Annotated in this window: 18 protein-coding genes; 7 read left to right on the forward strand and 11 right to left on the reverse strand. The window is 59.9% G+C overall.

The window, feature by feature from the left end:
- Positions 1 to 72 precede the first annotated feature (72 nt).
- Both FFI16_RS13710 and FFI16_RS13715 read left to right on the forward strand, forming a co-directional pair.
- A complete protein-coding gene (locus FFI16_RS13710; protein WP_138815844.1) occupies positions 73 to 4,680 on the forward strand; it encodes an RHS repeat-associated core domain-containing protein in 4,608 nt (1,535 codons plus the stop codon).
- Position 4,681: 1 nt separating this feature from the next.
- Positions 4,682 to 5,065: a hypothetical protein gene (locus FFI16_RS13715; protein WP_138815843.1), complete on the forward strand. Its 384-nt coding sequence runs from the start codon at positions 4,682 to 4,684 to the stop codon at positions 5,063 to 5,065.
- A gap of 56 nt (positions 5,066 to 5,121) precedes the next feature.
- On the opposite strand, the gene FFI16_RS13720 is transcribed toward FFI16_RS13715, so the two are convergent.
- The 8 genes from FFI16_RS13720 to FFI16_RS13755 form a co-directional block, all read right to left on the reverse strand.
- Positions 5,122 to 6,654: a sodium:solute symporter gene (locus FFI16_RS13720; protein WP_138815842.1), complete on the reverse strand. Its 1,533-nt coding sequence runs from the start codon at positions 6,652 to 6,654 to the stop codon at positions 5,122 to 5,124.
- The gene (locus FFI16_RS13725; RefSeq protein WP_138815841.1) at positions 6,654 to 6,905 is read right to left on the reverse strand and encodes a hypothetical protein; all 252 of its coding nucleotides are present in this window, start codon (positions 6,903 to 6,905) and stop codon (positions 6,654 to 6,656) included. The genes FFI16_RS13720 and FFI16_RS13725 overlap by 1 nt, the downstream gene beginning before the upstream one ends.
- Positions 6,906 to 7,038: 133 nt before the next feature.
- Positions 7,039 to 7,974, reverse strand: coding sequence for a choline kinase family protein (locus FFI16_RS13730; RefSeq protein WP_138815840.1), 936 nt, complete (start codon positions 7,972 to 7,974; stop codon positions 7,039 to 7,041).
- Positions 7,971 to 8,927, reverse strand: a complete 957-nt coding sequence (locus FFI16_RS13735; RefSeq protein ID WP_138815839.1) for an aminoglycoside phosphotransferase family protein — start codon at positions 8,925 to 8,927, stop codon at positions 7,971 to 7,973. Before FFI16_RS13735 ends, FFI16_RS13730 begins: the two co-directional genes overlap by 4 nt.
- Positions 8,928 to 8,935: 8 nt before the next feature.
- Positions 8,936 to 10,216, reverse strand: a complete 1,281-nt coding sequence (locus tag FFI16_RS13740) for a Zn-dependent hydrolase (RefSeq protein WP_138815838.1) — start codon at positions 10,214 to 10,216, stop codon at positions 8,936 to 8,938.
- Positions 10,194 to 10,952 (reverse strand): DeoR/GlpR family DNA-binding transcription regulator, encoded by a 759-nt coding sequence (locus tag FFI16_RS13745; protein WP_138815837.1) that lies wholly within the window; start codon positions 10,950 to 10,952, stop codon positions 10,194 to 10,196. The genes FFI16_RS13740 and FFI16_RS13745 overlap by 23 nt, the downstream gene beginning before the upstream one ends.
- A gap of 224 nt (positions 10,953 to 11,176) precedes the next feature.
- Positions 11,177 to 12,577 (reverse strand): amidase, encoded by a 1,401-nt coding sequence (locus FFI16_RS13750; RefSeq protein WP_178112737.1) that lies wholly within the window; start codon positions 12,575 to 12,577, stop codon positions 11,177 to 11,179.
- Between the two features lie 131 nt (positions 12,578 to 12,708).
- Positions 12,709 to 13,146: a DUF3995 domain-containing protein gene (locus FFI16_RS13755; protein WP_138815835.1), complete on the reverse strand. Its 438-nt coding sequence runs from the start codon at positions 13,144 to 13,146 to the stop codon at positions 12,709 to 12,711.
- 92 nt (positions 13,147 to 13,238) lie between these two features.
- On the opposite strand from FFI16_RS13755, the gene FFI16_RS13760 reads away from it, so the two are divergent.
- Positions 13,239 to 13,628: a DUF2946 domain-containing protein gene (locus tag FFI16_RS13760; protein WP_138815834.1), complete on the forward strand. Its 390-nt coding sequence runs from the start codon at positions 13,239 to 13,241 to the stop codon at positions 13,626 to 13,628.
- Between the two features lie 95 nt (positions 13,629 to 13,723).
- Positions 13,724 to 15,850 carry a TonB-dependent siderophore receptor gene (locus FFI16_RS13765; RefSeq protein WP_138815833.1) on the forward strand — a complete coding sequence of 709 codons (2,127 nt, stop codon included), beginning with the start codon at positions 13,724 to 13,726 and terminating at the stop codon, positions 15,848 to 15,850.
- Positions 15,851 to 15,991: 141 nt separating this feature from the next.
- Here FFI16_RS13765 and FFI16_RS13770 read toward each other — a convergent pair whose 3' ends face one another.
- The gene (locus FFI16_RS13770) at positions 15,992 to 17,011 is read right to left on the reverse strand and encodes an ABC transporter substrate-binding protein (protein WP_138815832.1); all 1,020 of its coding nucleotides are present in this window, start codon (positions 17,009 to 17,011) and stop codon (positions 15,992 to 15,994) included.
- Between the two features lie 132 nt (positions 17,012 to 17,143).
- Complete coding sequence (locus FFI16_RS13775) at positions 17,144 to 17,593, reverse strand: hypothetical protein (RefSeq protein ID WP_178112738.1); 450 nt, start codon at positions 17,591 to 17,593, stop codon at positions 17,144 to 17,146.
- Between the two features lie 406 nt (positions 17,594 to 17,999).
- Here FFI16_RS13775 and FFI16_RS13780 point away from each other — a divergent pair, with 406 nt between their 5' ends.
- From FFI16_RS13780 to FFI16_RS13790, 3 genes are all read left to right on the forward strand, one after another.
- Positions 18,000 to 18,275, forward strand: coding sequence for a hypothetical protein (locus FFI16_RS13780; protein WP_138815830.1), 276 nt, complete (start codon positions 18,000 to 18,002; stop codon positions 18,273 to 18,275).
- A 123-nt stretch (positions 18,276 to 18,398) separates the two neighbouring features.
- Positions 18,399 to 18,629, forward strand: coding sequence for a hypothetical protein (locus FFI16_RS13785; protein ID WP_138815829.1), 231 nt, complete (start codon positions 18,399 to 18,401; stop codon positions 18,627 to 18,629).
- Positions 18,630 to 18,706: 77 nt separating this feature from the next.
- On the forward strand, positions 18,707 to 18,943 hold the full coding sequence (locus FFI16_RS13790) for a DUF2789 domain-containing protein (protein ID WP_138815828.1): 237 nt from the start codon (positions 18,707 to 18,709) through the stop codon (positions 18,941 to 18,943).
- 6 nt (positions 18,944 to 18,949) lie between these two features.
- Here the strand turns inward: FFI16_RS13790 and FFI16_RS13795 are convergent, their stop codons facing one another.
- Complete coding sequence (locus FFI16_RS13795; protein ID WP_017136429.1) at positions 18,950 to 19,153, reverse strand: hypothetical protein; 204 nt, start codon at positions 19,151 to 19,153, stop codon at positions 18,950 to 18,952.
- Positions 19,154 to 19,168: the final 15 nt, after the last annotated feature.

A 19,168-nucleotide genomic window follows, 5' to 3' on the forward strand; every position in this document is an offset into this window, starting at 1 on the left:
CCAACCATTCGTCCAGCGGCTTTTTCCTGCAGCAGACTCCGACGCCTTGCCATTTTTGCCGAGACGTCACGGATGACCAACGCCGCCCACATCGCCTTTATCGAACATGAGCTGAATGGCTTTCATCAGAGCCTGGCGGAGTATCGCCAGCAGATGGGCGCCTGGTATGCGCGGGCGGTGGATACGCTCAGCCATGCTGCGGACATGCCGTCGCTGCTGGGGATGGACCGCGTGCTGCGGGTTGGCGATGCGCAACAGAGCGTCGGTATTTCCGATAGGGGCTTCTCCACCGTGGCCCTATGCCCGGCGGGCGGCGAGCTGAAAATCCAGAGCCTGTTCGAATCAGTGTATGACGTGCCGATCGGCGATATCCCGGTTGAGGTTATCCGACTGGATGACGGCAGTTCCACGCTCGTCATGCTCGATGAGCAAGGCAAGGGTTCGCATTTTTGCGCCGCGGGTGGGCGCTATCAGGTGCGGGTGCAGGGTGGCGTTTCTGCGCAGCAAGTGGACGCGCTGTTTGCCTCCTACGCCGGGCTGACAGCCGACCTTGAGCAGTGGCTGCGCGAGCAGTGGAAAGGGTTCAAACCCTACTGGCAGCAATCGACCGCCAGCGCGATTGGCAGCGGCGTGCTGGCGGGCAGTTGGGCGGCAATCCGCGATGTATGGGACAGCATCAAGCTGGTTCAGGCGATTCTTGAAGACCCGCTGAAATTCGCTGAGCAACTCGGCGCCGAGGCCACCAAGTTGGCGCAGTTGGCTACCGATACGCCCAAGGTTATGGAACAGGCCATGTTACTGGCCAGCGACGAGGCTGCGCTGTACCTGATCCTGCGTACCGCGATGCTCTGGCTGGATGCGTTACCACCCGGAGAAATCGCGGAGACCGCGGCAGGGTTTGTAGTGTCGCTGCTGATTGATCTGGTGATCGGCGCGGTACTGACCATCGCATTGCCGGCGGCGGGCGTGGCTTACCTCGGCTTGCGTCTGGCCAAGTACGGCGCGCGGGTGCTGGATGCCGCTGTGGGTTTTGTCAAGAGCCTGCTCGGGATGCTGAACACACTCATGCAGGCGGTGGACCGTTACAAGGCGGTGGCGGTTCGCGGTGTGGTCGGCGGGTTGAAGCAAGGCACGCTGCAGATGCGCTGGCGGGCGCGGCAGAACGCGGTGCTGAAGCAGAAAGAGTCTGTGGATGATGTGCCGGCTTCGGGCAAGAACCTTAATGGCGATGCGGCGGCACCTGCGGACAAAACCGTTACCAACGGCTGCCCGGTGTCGATGGTCACCGGCGAGGAATTACTGACACTTACCGACGGCACCCTGGACGGGGTTTTGCCGTTCGAGTGGACGCGGTTGTATCGCACCAGTGCGGTGGAAGTGGACTGCGGGTTGGGGTTTGGCTGGAGCCATTCGCTGGCGCACAGGCTTTCTGTTTCCGGTGATTCGGTGGTGTGGACCGATCATGAGAATCGCCGTACCGAGTTTCCGTTGCCTACCGCTGCTCGACCGGCGATTACCAATAGCTTGGCTGAAGCGGCGATCTATTTGGGCGACTTGCCCGATGAACTGGTGCTGGCCCAGGCGTCGCGGTTCTATCACTTTCACGATGGCGTGCTGGTTGCCATCAGCGATGCGTATGACAACCGGTTGCGGGTTTTTCGTGATCGTTTGGGGCGGGTTGAGCGGCTGGATAACGGTGTGGGTCGCTCGCTGTTTCTGCGTTATGAGGCGGGCCGCATTGTGGCGGTGGACTATCAGGTTCATCGCGCCAAAGGGCACGAGCCGTTTGAGTGGGTCACCGAGCAGAAAGTTGTTTCCTACGCCTATGACGATCTTGGCCGACTGGTTTCTGCGACCAATGCTGTGGGTGAAAGCGAGGTTTATCGCTACAACGAGCAGCACGTCATTCTTGAGCGTGGGTTGGCCGGTGGGACGAGTTTCTTTTGGGAATGGGAACGGACTGGCAAGGCGGCGCGGTGTGTTCGGCACTGGGCCAGCTTTTCGCAGATGGATACGCGGTACGCCTGGGGGGATGACGGCCGTGTCACGGTGCATAACGCTGATGGCAGCCGGGAAGTCTATGTTCACGATGACCGTGCGCGGCTGGTGCAGCGCATTGATCCGGACGGTGCTGAGCACTTCAAATCTTATGACGATAAGGGCCGGCTGACGGTCGAGCAGGATCCGCTTGGGGCGGTGACGGCGTACCAGTACGACGAAGCCGGACGTTTGGTGGCGCTGTTTCCGGGGGACGATGAGCCGACGTCCTACGAGCATGACAACGGGTTCGTACGGGTCGTAAGGCGTGGGCTCGCCGTCTGGAAATACGAGCGTAACGATCAGGGCGACGTCATTCGTAAAACCGATCCTGGCGGCAATGTCACGGACTACAGCTACAACAAATATGGGCAACTGACGGGGGTTTGGTTTCCCGACAACAGTTGCCATCGGCTGGTGTGGAATGAGCGTGGGCAGCTGCTTGAGGAGCTGCTGCCCAATGGGGGTATCAAGCGTTATCGCTATAACGACGTTGGGCGACAGGTTGCCCGCGAGGATGAACAGGGAGCGCTGACCCAGTATCAGTGGGACAGCGTGGATCGGTTGATTCGCGTCGTACTTCCAGGCGGCGCAACACGCGAATACAGCTACAACGCCTACGGAAAAATCACCGCCGAACACGACGAACTCGGCCACGTCACCCGCTACGAATACGCCGACGGCCTGCACTTGATCAGCCGCCGTATCAATGCCGACGGCAGCCAGGTCAAGTACCGCTACGACAATGCACGCCTGCTGCTGACTTCAATCGAAAACGAGGTAGGCGAAACCTACCGGCTCGATTACCACCCCAACGGCCTGATCCAGCAGGAAATCGGCTTTGACGGCCAGCGCACGGCTTACGTGTATGACCTAAACGGCTACCTGACGGAAAAAACCGAACACGGCGACGACGGCAGTCAGCTCGTAACCCACTACGAGCGAGACCACGCCGGGCGCCTCGTAAGAAAAACCCTGCCAGACGGCAACATTGTCGACTATGCCTACGACCGCCAAGGCAATCTCCTCAGCGTCGACGACGGCCACTGGGCGCTGGCCTACGAATACGACCTACAAAACCGCCTCACCGCCGAACACCAGGGCTGGGGCAGCTTGCGCTACGGCTATGACGCCTGCGGGCAACTGCACAACCTACGCCTGCCCGACAATAACCGGCTGGTGTTCAACCACGACAAAGGCGGCCACCTTTCCACCGTCGAACTGAACGGCGAAACCCTCACCTCCCACCTGTTCAAAACCGGCCGCGAACACCAACGCCAACAAGGCCAGCTCCTCAGCCACTACCACTACGACGACCAAAACCGCCTGCACGCCCACGCGGTCAGCCAGCAGCAACACACCCTTTACCAACGCCAATACGACTACGACACCACCGGCAACCTCACCCGCCTGCTCGACACCCGCAAAGGCGAGCACCACTACCGCTACGACCCCCTCGCCCGCCTGACCCGCGCCGACCACTCGCAAGACGTACAGGAACGCTTCGGCCACGACCCCGCCGGCAACCTGCTCATGCAAGACCGCCCCGGCCCGGACATCGTGGCCGGGAATCGGTTGATGATTCAAGGCGATCATCACTACGACTACGATGCCTTCGGCAATTTAATCCGCCAGCGACGCGGCAAGGGTCATCAGCTGGTTACTGAATACCGCTACGACTGCCAGCATCGGTTGATTGGTATTACACAACCCAACGGGCAAACCGCCAGCTATCGCTATGACCCGTTTGGGCGGCGGATCAGCAAAACGGTGGACGGGAAAACCACGGAGTTTTTCTGGCAAGGCGACAAGGTAGTTGCTGAACACCATGCGGATCGGCATCGCAGCTACCTTTACGAGCCAGACAGTTTTCGGCCGTTGGCACTGCTGGAAGGCTTTGGCCCTCAAGACACCAAGCCCTTCCACTACCAACTCGATCACCTCGGCACGCCGCAGGAACTCACAAATCCTGAAGGCGAAATCGTCTGGTCCGCGCACTACCGCGCCTACGGTGAAATCGCTCGCCTAGACGTAAGAAAAATCGACAACCCGCTGCGTTTTCAGGGCCAATATTTTGATGCGGAAAGCGGGCTGCACTACAACCGCCATCGCTACTACAATCCAGATATTGGCCGTTACCTGACGCCGGACCCGGTGAAGCTGGCGGGTGGGATTAATGCTTACCGGTATGTGCCTAACCCTACGGGGTGGGTCGACCCGCTGGGGCTAAGTACTTGCCCTGGTGGAGATAAGTGCAAACCAAAAAACAAAGTTGACGATCCAACACCCAAAACGACAGTCGCGGAGGGAGAGCCACTCAACCCCACGACCTCAAACATTGGAATGGGTTATCACAAGGAGATCTACGCTAAAAAGCCAGTAAAACCTGAAGAAGCCACCACGAAGTGGGATGAGTTTTTAGGACCTGGCCCCCATACGAATACTAATCCTCGAACTGGCAAACTCGACGACAACAGGATAGTTTCTAGCGACGCGAAAAGAAGTATTCGTTACGGCACTCATGAAATGAACAGTAAGCCAAACAAGCATCACTATCATGAGGAAACGTGGACACTCGAACTCAGAAGCAACACGATGAATGTAGACAATACTGTTGTAAGAGTCCCTCTACCGAAGAAATAAAATGAAGATAAGGGTCACCGATACGTTTCTCAAACAGAATATATTGCATGTGAGCTTCCACTCCCCGATCGGAGAAGCCACAGCACTATGGGGCGATATTGCGCCAAAAATCGGTGAAATTATCGACGTTGAGTTTGATTTTGAGCAGGTTTTCTCATGGAATATAAACGTGAAGCCAGCCGCTGAAAAATCTTCAAAAATCAAAATGAAGGACGGCCTCATCCAAATAACCGCCGAACTGGTCAAAGCTGACGAAGACGGATGTGCAGCATTAAAACTCGGCGATTCAATAATCCTGATTGAGTTGGATGGCCCCCTATCGCAGAAATCAGGATTTGTTGAACTCAGCGCTACCGCAATTCAACTTTACCCAACACATATTTGAGTCCACATAGGTCACACGCTCAAACCGGGGCCACAACCCGCAGCCCCGATCCACCTTCAATTCATAACCGGCGCAGCCCCCACCTGCACTCCACGCCCACTCGCCGCCATCTCAAACAACCCCTCCACCCGCGCTTTCTCAACCGCGCTCGGCTTGATCACCAGTGCACACACCACAAAAATCGCAGCATTCACCACTAAGCCCACAATCCCACTGGTTAACGACCCCAGCGCCGGAATGTCATCCGGGTACAGTGTGGTCAGCACAATCGCCACCACAATTCCCGCCAACATGCCGCCGATCGCGCCTTGTTTGTTGCCACGGCGGCTGAAGATGCCGAAGAACAGTGGTACGGCCAGTTGAATGATGCCCTGGTAGGAGATCTGCGCCAGTAATTGCAGGCGCGAGTAATCAAAGGTCAGGTAGGCCAGCACCGAGGCGGCGACGATAAACACCACCATGCCGGCCTTGGCCAACAGGGTCAGTTGGCGGTCGGTGCGCGGGGTGTTCCAGGTGGCCAGGTCGTTGGCGAACTGGGTGCCGCAGACTTGTACGCAGCCGTCGACGTGGCCGATGCTGGCGGCCAGTACGATGACGATGGCCAGCGCCAGCAGCCAGGGCCCGCCAATGTCGAACAGCGAGAGGAACCAGCCTTGTTGCGGGTGGGCCAGCACGTTGGGGTCCTGGCTGATGGCGGCCGCAAACAGCATGAGGATGCCGTAGAAGCCGCCCACCAGCAGCATGGTGTACAGCGTGCCTTTTTTCACCGAGCGCACGCCGCTGGCGGTGTAGATGCGCTGGAAGCTCATCGGCCAGCACATCGAGCCGATCACGCCGGTGAAGATCAGGCTGAACATGTACATCGGGCCATAACCGGTGCCGGTGGCGCCGGGGATTTGCAGCATTTTTTCCGGCAATTGCGCGAGGTTGGAAAACGCGGCCTGATCGCCGAACAACAGGAACACGCACACGCCGGCGCACACCACATAGGCGATCAGGCCCTGGAACATGTCGGTCATGATCAACCCGCGCATGCCCATGCTCACTGTCCAGTATTGGCGGATCAGTACCACCGCCACGCCCGCGAACAGGCAGGTGGTGACGCCCCAGCGGCCAAAGCTGGCGAACTGGAACAGCATCGCCAGGGCCTGGATGCCCATCACCACCCACGGAAACACCGAGATGATGCCGATGATCGAGGCCACCCGTTTGACCGCCGGGCTGTCGAAGCGCATGCCCAGCAGGTCCGGCTGGGTACGCAGGTTGAAGCGTTTGCCCCAGGTCCAGGCGCGGCTGGCCATCAGGTACATCGCGGTCACGCCCAGGGTCGCATAGACCATGCCGTAGAAGCCCAGGGCGCCGCCGACGCTCAGGGCAAAAAACGCGGTAAAGGTCGAACCCGGCCACCAGGAGTTGGTGTAGCACATGGCGATATACCAAGGCCCGTATGAGCGCCCGCCAACGGCGTAGTCGGAGAAACTGGTGCTTTCGCGGTTGGTGGCATAGAGCACGGCGATCATCCCGGCCAGGAACAGGCCGATCACACCGAAGGTAATGAACAAGTGGGCATCGCTGCTGGTGCTGATCATCACACGCCCTCCTCGTCAGGAATCTCGCCGGCCTTGAGTTCGGCCAGATACAACGCCCACACACCCAGGGCGGCGAGTACGGCAATGGCGATCCAATAGAAGATCGGCAGCGGAATGCCCACCACCAAGGCGCGGCTGCCACTCACGCTCAAGTAAAACGGCGGGAATAACGCCAGCATCAATAACAGGAAAAAGTAGCCGCCAAAGATCTGGTTTCTCAGGCGTGCGGGTGACGCGCTTGCGGATTTCATGATGAAGGGTGCTCCTTGAATTTCTGGATCGGTTTGTTGTGTGATCAATCAAAAAATCAAGCAGTGAAACGTCAGCGCAAACCAGCGCCAAAGGAGCTACAGGGTGACGCGTCGTTATTGTGCTGGCGCAGGCTCAGGCCTGTCTTAGCCAGGTTTCCCATTGCGAATCATTGATCACGCTACGCGCGCGCATATGCTTCCAGGCACCGTATTTGTAGAAGTCGAAATCCAATTGCGACACCGCGTGCTGGACCATCGCCCAGGTCGACCATTTGATATCGGCCAGGGCCTTGTGCAATTTGATCCGCGCCAGCCGTTGCGGGGTGACCTGGCCGAAATAGTCTTCGATCAGCGCCAGTTCCATCTCGTCGGTGAAGAACATCTCGCCAAACCACAGCGCCAACTCGTAATGACGGTCGTTGTTGGAGGCGTACTCAAAGTCCACCAGGCGAATCTGGCGGCGGTCATTGAGCATGAAATTGCCCGCCAGCGTGTCATTCATGCACGGCGCCAGGTCGATGCCCGAGGCTTGCAACGCGCCACGCGCGCGGTCGCACTGACGGCGCAGCCAGGCATCATCGCTGGGCTTGCAACCCTGCAGTTCTTCGACCTGGCGCTGGTGTTCGGCAATCATGTCGAATACGGTTTTGGTCTGGCACAGCGGCGACTGGTCGTTGAACGCCTTGAGCGCATGCAAGGCGTTATGGCGTACATCGCGGTCGAGAAAATCCTGATTCGAAGAGGCTCGCCAGCCTTCCATGAATTCGAAGACTTCCACGCCAAACTCTTCGAGGAAGGCGAACACCGGCGCGCCATAGCCGGTTTGCGCGGCCTTGACGCTGGCGTCATGGGCGGTGCGCCGGTCGATAAACATCTCGGTGCCGGCGCCGGGCACTTTGAAGAAGTAGGCGGTACTGAGCCCGCTGACCTCGACCCGCCAGTTGCTGTTGGAGATCCCGCCGCTGACCGGCTCGTAACGAATGCCCGAACCGCCCCAACCACGCACACCGCGTACGGCGGCCTCCAATTGGCATTCCTGAGGCGTACAGGCCTCACCCATTGCTTTCATGCCTGCCCCTCCTGTACCTGACGTAACCAACTTTCAAATCGCGGGTCTTGCAAGCTTTGCCGGCAGCGCAGCAAGGTCCACTGCCCGACCTTGGAAAACTCCAGGGGCCGTGTTGATGTTGCGCCGACCCACAGGCCCCACAGTGTCCAATACCAATCATTGATCAGCGCATAGAGGCGGCAGCGGGCGTAATCGCACTCGCGACACTCACCGGCCCACGCTTTGATGCCGTCACGCCACTGGCTTTCGAAGGCATACAACTCGTTGAGGCTGACGGCCACGTCGTACCACGGGTCAAAGCAGCCAGCGTAGTCGAAGTCGATCAATTGCAGCGCGCCGCCGGGGCCGATCATCACATTGCTCGCCAGCCCATCGCCGTGCAAGGGCACGCAGGTGCCAGGGTTCAATTGCAGTGCGGTCCAGGCCAGATCGATACAGGTTTCGATCCACCCATGATCAGCGGGCAAGCCCACGCCGTCGCGGCTGCACAGCTCACGCAGGTGCTGGATATCCTGCAGCGGCGAGCGGTTGAAGCCTGGGGAGGTGCCGACATGCAACTGCCGTTTCAAGGCCCACAACGCTTGCAGGCGCTGGGGTTGCAGCAACTCATCGAGCCGTGCCCAACGCCATTCATGGGCCGGCAAGGCATCCAGCAGCAACACACCGGCGGCTACGTCCACCAGGCGCACGCCGGGGGTTACGTCACAGTCAGCCGCCAGTTGGGTGGCGCGGCCGGTGCGCTCGATGTCGATCAGCGCACGCATGTCGTCGTGCAGCACTTTGGCGTAGCACCGGCCCCAGGGCGCCGTGAGGTGAAAGCCGGTCCACTCGGTGGCCAGGCGTATCGGCGAGGCAATACCGGCCGTGCCGTCAGTGACCTCGACATGGGCAGACAGGCCGGCGGACTCCAGGGCGCCCATCAGGCGCGACAGTGCATCAGTACGGTTCGACATGGCGTCCCTCACCGGTAAGCGTTGGGGCAAGTACACGCACAATGCAGCAGCGCGGTCAGCATCTGCAGGCCGGTGCGCATGTCGCGGTCGTGGGTGAATTCCGCTTCGTTATGGGACACGCCGTTGCTGCTCGGAATGAACAACAGGCACGCCGGATAATGGCGGCCGAGGCTGATGGCGTCGTGGCCGGAGACCGTGATGCTGTTGCCGACTGCCAGCCCCAGCTGTTGACCGACGCCGTAGGCCAAATCGGCAAAACCAGGGTGCAACGCAATCGGTGCGCGCAAGGCCCGGCTTTCGACTTCGTAAGTGGTTGCGGTCGAGGCGGCGACGGCCTTGAGGCTGGCATCCAGACGATAGCCGGCAACCGCCAGCAACGCCGTGTCGGGCGAGCGGTATTCCACATGCAAGGTGACGCGCGAGGGCACCACGTTCGGCGAGTTGGGGTAAATTTCCAGGCGCCCTACCGAGCTGTGGAACTGTAGCCCGTGCACGTCCGCTTCGGCGCGCACGGTGGTAATCGCATGGGCTGCCGCGAGCAAGGCATCCTTGCGGGCGGCCATCGGGGTTGGGCCGGTGTGGTTCTGTTCGCCGTCGAAACGGATACGCTGCTTGAGCGCCGCCCAGGTTTCACGCACGACGCCAATGTCCAGGCCCTGGCTTTCGAGGCCATCGCTTTGTTCAACGTGGATTTCCACGTAACCGGCCACATTCAGTTCAACCGAGCCGTCGCCAAGATAGCCGATTGCTTGCAGCGCATCCTTGAGGCGAATGCCGTCGCCGTCGCGGCAGTCCCAGGCCTCGTGCAGGGCCAGGTCGCCAGTAAACACGCTGCTGCCGATGAGGCTGGGTTGAAAGCGCGCGCCTTCTTCGTTGGTCCAGTTGACCACCGCCAGGTTGCACGCCGGGGTTTCGCCGCGCGCGTGCAGTTGGCGCGCCAGGCTGGCGATGGCAACTGCGCCGGCCAGCACCCCATAGATACCGTCGAAACGCCCTGCGCTGGGCTGGCTGTCCAGGTGTGAGCCGCACAGCACGTAGGGGGCGTCCGGGTTGAAGGTGATCAGCCCGAACAGGTTGCCAATGGCGTCGACCCGCACCTCAAAACCACGTTCGCGCAGCCACGCGCTGAACAAGTCACGCACCGCGCCGTCTTCGGCTGACGCGGCCAGGCGGTGCAAGCCACCAGCGGGCGTTGCGCCGATGGCTGAGCTGTCGCGAAACAGCGTCTCGAACGCCTCGATGTCCGCCTCACTGGGAGACAGCCACTCAGGGGTAAAGGATGTCGACATGGGCGTGCTCCAGGCAAGTCGCAAACTCCGCGGACGGAGGGCGATTAGTGACCAAAGTGGTGATGGCAGTGAATGGCAATGTGTTGATGAACGTGCGATGGCCGAACTTGGCGTCGTCCGCGAGGATGACGCTGCGCAGACAGTGCTGGGTCAGGGTGCGACGCAGCAGCGCCTCGGGCTCCTGGTAGTCCATAAAGCCCAACTGCAGGTCCACCGCGCCGATGCCCATGAAGGCGATGTCGTAGTGAAACTGCCGGACGAATTCCAGGGTATGGGCGCCGATCAGCGCATTGTCATTGCGGCGCACGTCGCCGGGCACCACCAGCACCTGGTTACTGCTTTGCTGGGTGATCAACTGGGCGATGTCCAGCGAGTTGGTGATGATGCGCAGCTGGCTGAAACCGATCAATTGCTGGGCCAGGGCCAAGGTCGAGGTGCCGGTATCGAGAAACAGCACCATGCCCTCGCTGACCAATTTTGCCGCGCAGGCAGCCATGCGGTTCTTGGCCTGAGCCTTGATGCGGGTGCGCACTTGCAGCGGCTGCTCTTCGTTAAGCCTGGGCAAGATCGCGCCGCCATGGATGCGGCGCAACTTGCCGGCCTCCTCCAGGTATTTGAAGTCGCGGCGAATGGTTTCTTCGCTGACAAACAACGCTTGCGCCAGGTCCGACGCTTTGACGCGCTGATGTTGGGTGAGCATGAGCATGATTTCGTCGAGACGCGGCTGGTTAAGCATAAAAGGTGCATTCCAAGGCAAATTCGAGCCATCAGTATCGCGCGCTTTGCGCCCGCCACGGTACGCGGCATGCACCGCTCCGGCAGGGAGAAAAGGACGATTGAAGGCGGTTGATCGGGTCACGGGTACCTCTCACTTTTCAGAGTGTGAAAGGGCAGAAACACTACAAAAGGATCTGTCCAGGGCAGGCTTCTAACGAGCCGGCTCCACGGGGCAATCAGGCCTTACAACAACAGGGGCGGCAGGTGCTGGTCCCACGGCGCAATGGCTTCTACGGCGGCGCAGAACTGCAACACCTGGGCGTCGGCAAAGCGCGGGCCGACCACTTGCAGACCAATCGGCAAGCCGCTCGGGCTGAAGCCGCAAGGCAGGCTGGCGGCGGGGTTGCCGCTGATATTGAACGGGTACGTAAAGGGCGTCCAACGTGCCCAGGGCACGGCGCCGTCGGCACCCGGCCAGCCGTCGGGCGCGACCTGGTCAGCGGCGAATGGCAGGGTTGGCAACGTCGGCAGTAGCAATACGTCGTAATCGGCAAACAGCGCATGTACCTGGTTGGCGAAGTGCGCCCGCTGCTGCACGGCGTTGAGGTAGTCACCGAGGTCGTAGTCACCCGCGCGCTGGATCAGCGCAGCAAAGCCTGGGTCCAGTTGGTCGAGGCGATCGGCCAGGGCTTTGCCGTAGGCAATGCCGCGCCCGCCGACCCACAAGGTTTCGAACGTGGCGAGCGGATCCTGCCAGCCCACTTCCAGGGTGGTCACGGTGACCGGCAAGCGTTCCGCGAGGTTGTACACGGCGGCCTCTACGCAAGCGGTGATGACCGGGTCGACCGGGGTGTTGAACAATGTCGGGCAATACGCCACTCGTAGCGGCCCCAGTGGCTGGTCGCAGCGAGCCAGGCAGGATTCGGTCAAGGCCGGCAAGGCCTGATGGTCCAGCGGGTCAGGCCCGGAAAGCAGGTCGAAGAGCAAGGCGCTGTCGCGCACCGTGCGCGTGATCGGCCCCGCATGGCTGAGCATTTCGGTGGCCGACCACGGCCAGGTGGGAATGCGGCCCAGGGAGCCTTTCATGGCGAACGCCCCGCAGAACGCGGCCGGAATCCGCACCGAGCCACCGCCATCGGAGCCCAGCGTGCCCGGCACCATGCGTGCGGCCACGGCAATCGCCGAGCCGGAGCTAGAGCCGCCGCTGGTGAGGTGTGGGTTCCAGGGATTGCGGCCGTTGCCGAACACGCGTGAAGTGCTGGCACCGGTCCAGCCGAATTCGGTGGTGGCGGTTTTGCCGAGGATGATTGCACCAGCGTCCTTGAGGCGGCGAATAATCGGCGCATCCTGGCTGGGCACATGCTCAAGCCCGGTCAACGAGCCCCGGGTGGTGCGCAGGCCAGCGGTGGAAAACAGGTCTTTGATCCCAAACGGCACGCCGTGCAATGGGCCACGTAACTGCCCTGCTCTGGCTTCTGCGGTCAGCACCTGCGCTTGCGCCAACGCCGAGTCGGCGTAGACGTCGCCAAACGCATTGAGTGTGGGATTGTGGGTTTCAATCGCGTGCAGGCTTTGCTCGACCAGGTGTACCGCAGACAGCGTGCCCGAGCGAATGGCTTCGGCAGCATCGATCACAGTGGGCATCAAGAGGTCTTTGTTCATTGAGTATCCTGGGCCGTCTGCACATGGGTCCGGTGGGTACGTCAATAAACGCCCGAGCCTGGGGGCGTGTCAAGTGGGTTTTGTTGGGTATGTGGTTTTTGTGTGTTTTGTTATCAGCTCCACGCCACGATCAACAACCCCGCGCCTAACACCAGGCACAAGGGTGAGTAGAAATAGGTATCCAAACGGGCAAATCGCGACCCGCTTACCTTCTTGAAAAAGCCGACCAATTCCGAATCGCCAATCGCCCTGGCGAACATCACCAAGGCAATCGCACTGATGCCCCATTGCAGTGCGCCGTGGGACACCGGCGAGAAGTACAACCCGGCCCGCAGGCATACCAGTAAGGCAATGGCCACCAACCCCATCGCTACCAGGAACGTGCCCAGTGCCGACGGTTTGAACGCCGGCCGCGGCCCGCGGGCGAACTCGCCGGGCAGCTCGGGGATGGCGGCCAGGCTGCCGAGCTTGCCACCGGCGGCCCAGTACAGATGCACCATGCTGATGCAGGTAAAAATGGCGACGATCCAGCGTGCGACGAAAAAGCTCATGGCAGGCGCTCCCTCAAAGGTGCGAATGAGGATAGTCGCCCTGAGATTTTTTGTAGGCATTTCGTCGGCGGCTGATGGTAAAGTGCCGCCCCATGAAAATCGCCCGTGCCGACCGCTCACTCATTGCCTGGATGCTGTATTGCTGCGTCCTGTTCAATGTGTTCGCGTGCAGTATTGGCCATGGGCAGATGCTGGGCATGCAGCTCAACGGCATCGGCGGCCAGTTTTGTACGGTCGACCCGCGCACCCAGGCGCCTGCGCAGAAGAACTCCACCGACGAGAACCTGCCAACGCTGTCCAAGGCGTTTGGTTGCCCATTGTGTTCGACCGGCGGCATGGGGCCGGCACTCAGTTCCAGCCTCAATGTGGCAGTGTTGCCCCAACCGCACGCGCCGCCGCCGGCGGTGGTGCTTGCCGCTGATATTCCTGCCCGCTTCACCTGGCCCACGGCCAACCCGCGCGCGCCGCCCGCTTTCGCCTGATTCCTGCGCTTTCTGATCTGCACTGGCCAACGTTCCCAACCGGGAATACCTGCGGCTGTGCGTTGTTTTCAAGCCAAGTTTTTCAGGATACAACCATGAAACATTTACCCTTGTTGGCGGGCCTGTTCGGCTGCCTGCCTGTCTGTGGCTGGGCGCTCGAGCTAGCCCCCACCACCATCGATGGCGAACAAACCAGCGAACCGGGCCTGGCCCTGGACCAATCCAGCGGCACGGCATCACGCCTGGGTTTAAGCGTGCGCGAAACCCCGGCGTCGGTAGCCATTGCCAACCGTAACGACATTGAGCGCCATGGCGCCAAGACCTTCCGCGATGCGGCCAACACCTTGCCCGGCGTCAACGCCAGTGCGCCGCCGGGGTTTGGCGGGTTTGTGTCCTATCGTGGTTTTACCAGCAGCCAGATCACCCAGATGTTCAACGGCATCAACGTCGCAACCGGCCTGGCGCGGCCGGTGGATGCGTGGATCTATGACCGGGTTGAGCTGGTCGGCGGCCCCTCCTCACTGATCAACGGCGCCGGCTCCGTGGGCGGTTCGCTCAACTACGTGACCAAGCTGGCCACCCGCGAGGAACAAGTCGCCGAAGGCCAGCTCACCTATGGCAGCTACGACACTGCCGGCATGGCCTTTGGCCTCAACCACGCCCTGACCGAACCCGGTGCCGAAGTGCAGCACTACGCGCGCCTGGATGTGAGCCGCAATACCAACCACAGCTACATCGACCGCGACCAGCGCGATGCCTGGAGCATGGCGTTTTCCTTGCTCAGTGACCTCACCCCCAACCTGTCCCACACTCTGGCCCTGGAATACCAGGATGAACATGAAGACAGTCCGTATTGGGGCACGCCGGTGCTCAACCCCAAGGCTGGCGAGCTGAAAATCGACAAGCACAACCGCTTTAACAACTACAACGTTGCCGATGGTCGTTACGAGCAACGCACGATCTGGATGCGCTCGATCATTGACTACCGGATCAACGACAGCACCACCCTGAAAAACACCCTCTATCACCTCGACAGCCAGCGCGACTACCGCAACCTGGAAACCTACCAATACAACGCCGACAACAGCGCGGTGAACCGCTCGACTGCCTACCAGGTGCGCCATCAGGGCGAGCAGCACGGCAATCAGTTCGAGCTGCGCCATGACGACAGCGTGTTCGGGCTGTCGACCACCTGGTCCGGTGGTTTCGAATACAAGGTCAACAGCACCACCAACAACCCGTTGAATGTGCCGGGCAACAGCACGGTGGACCCGAATGGCTACAACCCCGGGCACTTCTACGACATTCCGGGCACCAAGCCAGGCTTTGTCAAAGACAAGACCAACGAAGTCACCACCAAAGCCTTGTTTGTGGAGAACCGCCTGGGCCTCACCGATAAACTCTCGCTGCTCACGGGGCTGCGTTACGACGCCATCGACCTGGATGTAACTAACCATCGCGTGATCACCGCCACCAACCCACGGCACTTCACGCGCCGTTGGGAGCCGGTCACCGGCCGCGTGGGCCTGACGTATCAGTTCATCCCATCGGCCAATGTGTATGTGCAATACAGCACCGCAGCGGAGCAGCCCTCCACCACCACTCAAGTGTTCGACGTGTCGACCGGTAAACAGTGGGAAGTCGGCAGCAAGTTCGACTACCTCGACGGGCGCGGTTCGGCCACCGTCGCCGCCTACAGGATCGAGCGCAAGGACTTTGCCGTTACCGACCCGCTGGACCCGAACAACAGCATTCCAGTGGGTGCGCAGACCTCCAAGGGCATCGAGTTCGCCAGCTCGCTGCGCATCACGCCACGGCTGCTGGCCGAAGGCAACGTTGCCTGGGTGGACGCCGAATACGATGACTTCAATGAGAAAATCGCCAGCGGCGCGGTGGTCTCACGCAAGGGCAATACGCCCACCAACGTGCCCAAGCGTGTGGGCAACCTGTGGCTGACCTATGACTTTGCCGAGGACTGGCAAGGCGGTGTGGACGCGCGGTATGTGGCCCAGGTGTATGCCGATAATGCCAACACCCAGACGGTGCCGGCCTATACGCTGTTCGGCACGTTCCTGCGGTACAAAGTGGATTCACATACCTCGGTGACCGGGCGGGTGCGTAACCTGACCAATGAGGTGTATGCCGAGTTTGCGCATGTGTCACCGGCTTACTATTTGGGCTCGCCACGGACGTTTGAGTTGGCGGTACAAACCAGGTTCTAAACCTGCAATGCAATAAAAATGTGGGAGCGGGCTTGCTCGCGAATACGGTGGTTCAGTCAATCTATCCAATGACTGACACACCGCATTCGCGAGCAAGCCCGCTCCCACATTTGGATCTTTATACGATAGAAAGAGCTGCGGTTACTTGAGGCTCGCCTCAACCTTCTGCGCCACCTCCGGCGTCAACCATGCCTTCCACACTTCAGGATGTTCCTTGAGGAACACCTGCGCCACTTCACGCGGCGCCGTATGATTCTCGCTCATTGCCGCCAAAGCCTTATTCAACGGCTCAATCGGAAACTGCACCTTGGTAAAGAACTCGGCAATCTGCGGCTGCGCCTGTTGGAACGGTGTCGACACACCGATGCTCAGCTTGGACGCCAACGAGCGGGTTGGCCGTGGGTTGGGGTTGTCTGCATCGGTCAGGGTCTTCCAGGCATCGGCGTCAAATGGCGGCTCTTCCAGCTGGATCAGTTTGTAACGGCCCATCAAGGGCGTTGGCGACCAGTAGTAGAACAGCACCGGTTTGCCGCGACGGATCGACGACGCAATCTCCGCATCCAGCGCCGCACCCGAGCCGCTGCGAAAGTTCACATAGCTGTCGTTCAGGCCATACGCCTTGAGCTTCTGGGCGTTGACGACTTCCGAGGTCCAGCCGATCGGGCTGTTGAGAAAACGCCCTTTGCCGGGCGACTCAGGGTCTTTGAACACGTCCTTGTAGCGCGCCAGGTCCTGTACGGTCTTGAGGTCCGGCGCCAGCGGCTTGAGGCCTTTGGCCGGGTCGCCCTTGACCACGTACTCCGGAACCCACCAACCTTCGGTGGCGCCTTTGACCGTATCGCCCAGGCCGATGACTTTGCCTTCGGCTTCGGCCTTGATCCACACCGGGCTGCGGCCGGCCCATTCTTCGCCGATCACCTGGATGTCATTTTTCGCCAGGGCGGTTTCCAGAGTGATGGTGGTACCGGGCAAGGTGTCGGTGGGCAGGTCATAGCCCTTTTCGACGATAAAGCGCAGCACTTCGGTGATCAGGCTGCCGCTTTCCCAGTTCAGGTCGGCAAAGTGCACCGGCTTTTGCGCAGCCGATACGGGCAACGACAGGCTCACGGTCGTCAGCGCCGCAGCCGCAGCCGCAACCACTAGGGTTCTCAATCCTTTCATGCCTTTGCACCTCGCGTTTTAACAGCCATAGCGGGCGGCTTTGCTGCGGATGCGCGAAGCCTCTGAATAGTTAAGTCAACTCAACTGTAGTAGAGGTTCCGGAGGAGCAAGAATACACCTGGCGTTTAGCAGTTACTCACTGGCCTTGAACGTCACCAGTTCACCCTTGCGCCACTTGGCGGCCTTGCCGGTCACGGCCTTGAGGGTTTTGGTCAAGCCTTCCTGCAATTGTTCATTGGCCGCGAACACCAGCATCACGCTGTGGCCTTCCTTGAAGACAATGCCTTGGCCTTCGGCCGAAGAAACAAAGGCGTAATCGCCCAAGCCATACACCGTCAACTTGATGTCGCGAAACTTCAATTCAAACTTGCCACCTTCGCGGCTCGGCAATACGGCGGCACGAAAATGATCACCTACCTTGAGTTCCAGGCGCGGTTTATCGTCCACGACCAACGCCGACTCAGTATCGATCTCGGCGATGTAAATGCCTTCCGGCGTCTGTTCAGTGATGTAAACGAAACGGGATTGAAACTGCTTGACCAACTTTGCGCGCAAATCACCCAGCACGAATAACGCGTGCATATCCAGATTACTGACTGCCAAGGAAACGCCCCCACATCAAAAAAGGCACTGACCGCCAGAGCGGGCAGCACAAAAAAACGGCCGTTACGGCTCGATCACTTATTGGTAAAAAACTGAAGAAACCTGCTGCTGCACCATAAGACTAGTACAGACATGCACGATGGGCCTTATGCAAGGTCATCTGGCAGCACAGCAAATCACAGGTTCAGCAGCCCGAGAACACGGGCCGACCAACTTCAGAGAATAACCCAGAAAAAAACGCGGTTTCCGACAACCTACACATTCCAAAATACCAGGGATGGAACCAGGCATGAACTGCCGACGACAATACTAAAACAGCAACCCGGTTCAAAACCACCTGAAACGCTACGGGTGAGCCCACAAGATCGATCGACAGGAGCTGAGCATGCAACCACGTCAACACGCCGTTATGTCGTCCCGCACTCGTTCATCATGTCCAGACGAGCGTCAATACTACTGCTTACATAACCCCGACGGGTACTCCAATTACGTTCTTTACCAAGTGGTACCGGCCGGGCGTAATTTCTTTCATATCCTGGAAGTGACCAGCGGCAGGATCAAAGGCTTTCGCAGCACGCATTCCAAGGCCTGCGAATTGGCCAAACAGCTTGAAGCCCGCCTGCAGGCGATTCACGGTGCAATCGTTTCGTCACCCGGCTGACTTTACCGCGCCGCCGCCCTTCAACTGCTGCCATACTGCCCCGTCCATGAAGTTTGCCCCTTGCGGGTCAGGTTTCATCAGTGCAGGTACCTTGATGCAGTTAACTTGAAGGGAAGGCTATACGTGACGGAATTTGATATTGGCGAATTTTTCATCCATGGCGATGCGCGAGAGGTAGACGGTGAGTTTCAAGCGGTGATCATCATGCGGGCCAAGCCCCCGCTGACCACGGTCACCACGCATCAGGTCGAAAAAGATCGCTGGTTCAAAACCGTCGACGCCGCAACCGAGGCCGGCAAAGAGGCTGCCATAGCGCTGAAATCCGCGGTTGATTCGGGTGCACTCAACTCCTGAGCTGTGCAAATCCTGAACTCTGTAGCGTCCGTGGCCTCACATGCACAACATCCCCTACCACGCATGGAGAACCGACCATGGACGCGCCAATCCCTACTCTTGAAACCTTGTTTGACCAACTAGGCCTGGACTCGACACCCGAAGCCATCGACGCGTTTATCGTCGCGCATCCTCTGGCTGAAGACGTGAAGCTGATCGACGCACCGTTCTGGTCGCCACAACAAGCGGCGTTTCTCAAGGAAGAACTGCGCGAAGACGCCGAATGGGCAATCCCGGTGGATGAGCTGAACCAGCGCCTGCACCAGCCTCGATAACACGCCTCAATGCAGGCTGTCTGACTGTTCTAGGTGCATCAGCGCCTGCCAGGCAGCCCTGCACTCCTCCGCTTCACTGCGGCTGGCGAACGCCGTGCCGCGTTGCTCGCCATTGAGCAACACCACCCAACAGGCTTTCTGGCCCAGCGCACGCAGGGTTTCGGGAACACCGCTGCCGATCATTACGGCGACATCGACCTTGTTTTGCATGGAGCTTCTCCGCCA

The sequence above is a fragment of the Pseudomonas sp. KBS0710 genome (assembly GCF_005938045.2).
Taxonomy (GTDB): Bacteria; Pseudomonadota; Gammaproteobacteria; order Pseudomonadales; family Pseudomonadaceae; genus Aquipseudomonas.

Coding starts and splice junctions, on each gene's coding strand:
- FFI16_RS13710 (WP_138815844.1), top strand. CDS start 73: ATGACCAACGCCGCCCACATCGCCTTTATCGAACATGAGCTGAATGGC.
- FFI16_RS13715 (WP_138815843.1), top strand. CDS start 4,682: ATGAAGATAAGGGTCACCGATACGTTTCTCAAACAGAATATATTGCAT.
- FFI16_RS13720 (WP_138815842.1), bottom strand. CDS start 6,654: ATGATCAGCACCAGCAGCGATGCCCACTTGTTCATTACCTTCGGTGTG.
- FFI16_RS13725 (WP_138815841.1), bottom strand. CDS start 6,905: ATGAAATCCGCAAGCGCGTCACCCGCACGCCTGAGAAACCAGATCTTT.
- FFI16_RS13730 (WP_138815840.1), bottom strand. CDS start 7,974: ATGAAAGCAATGGGTGAGGCCTGTACGCCTCAGGAATGCCAATTGGAG.
- FFI16_RS13735 (WP_138815839.1), bottom strand. CDS start 8,927: ATGTCGAACCGTACTGATGCACTGTCGCGCCTGATGGGCGCCCTGGAG.
- FFI16_RS13740 (WP_138815838.1), bottom strand. CDS start 10,216: ATGTCGACATCCTTTACCCCTGAGTGGCTGTCTCCCAGTGAGGCGGAC.
- FFI16_RS13745 (WP_138815837.1), bottom strand. CDS start 10,952: ATGCTTAACCAGCCGCGTCTCGACGAAATCATGCTCATGCTCACCCAA.
- FFI16_RS13750 (WP_178112737.1), bottom strand. CDS start 12,577: ATGCCCACTGTGATCGATGCTGCCGAAGCCATTCGCTCGGGCACGCTG.
- FFI16_RS13755 (WP_138815835.1), bottom strand. CDS start 13,146: ATGAGCTTTTTCGTCGCACGCTGGATCGTCGCCATTTTTACCTGCATC.
- FFI16_RS13760 (WP_138815834.1), top strand. CDS start 13,239: ATGAAAATCGCCCGTGCCGACCGCTCACTCATTGCCTGGATGCTGTAT.
- FFI16_RS13765 (WP_138815833.1), top strand. CDS start 13,724: ATGAAACATTTACCCTTGTTGGCGGGCCTGTTCGGCTGCCTGCCTGTC.
- FFI16_RS13770 (WP_138815832.1), bottom strand. CDS start 17,011: ATGAAAGGATTGAGAACCCTAGTGGTTGCGGCTGCGGCTGCGGCGCTG.
- FFI16_RS13775 (WP_178112738.1), bottom strand. CDS start 17,593: ATGCACGCGTTATTCGTGCTGGGTGATTTGCGCGCAAAGTTGGTCAAG.
- FFI16_RS13780 (WP_138815830.1), top strand. CDS start 18,000: ATGCAACCACGTCAACACGCCGTTATGTCGTCCCGCACTCGTTCATCA.
- FFI16_RS13790 (WP_138815828.1), top strand. CDS start 18,707: ATGGACGCGCCAATCCCTACTCTTGAAACCTTGTTTGACCAACTAGGC.
- FFI16_RS13795 (WP_017136429.1), bottom strand. CDS start 19,153: ATGCAAAACAAGGTCGATGTCGCCGTAATGATCGGCAGCGGTGTTCCC.